Genomic DNA, 459 nt, shown 5'->3' on the forward strand with positions numbered 1-459 from the left:
GGCCTCCAGTGCGTGTTACCGCACCTTCACCCTGGACAGGGGTAGATCACCCGGTTTCGGGTCTACGTCCACGTACTCAAGATCGCCCTATTCAGACTCGCTTTCGCTGCGGCTTCAGCTCTTCACCTTAACCTTGCACGGGAACGTAACTCGCCGGTTCATTCTACAAAAGGCACGCCATCACCCATCAATAGGGCTCTGACTTCTTGTAAGCACACGGTTTCAGGATCTATTTCACTCCCCTTCCGGGGTGCTTTTCACCTTTCCCTCACGGTACTGCTTCACTATCGGTCGCCAGGGAGTATTTAGCCTTGGCAGATGGTCCTGCCGGATTCATACGGGGTTTCACGTGCCCCGCACTACTCGGGATCCGTCTCGGAGGGAACAAGTTTTGAACTACAGGGCTTTTACCTTCTCTGGCGGGCCTTTCCAGACCTCTTCATCTAACCGGTTCCTTTG

The 459-nt window shown here is 54.5% G+C and carries 1 rRNA gene; it reads right to left on the bottom strand.

Features of this window, described 5'->3' with window-relative positions:
* Positions 1-459: ribosomal RNA gene (locus ACL9RM_RS26510) — 23S ribosomal RNA — on the bottom strand; the annotation flags it as partial.

It is taken from the genome of Paenibacillus sp. S29, from assembly GCF_049319765.1.
GTDB classification, from domain to species: domain Bacteria; phylum Bacillota; class Bacilli; order Paenibacillales; family Paenibacillaceae; genus Paenibacillus; species Paenibacillus polymyxa_B.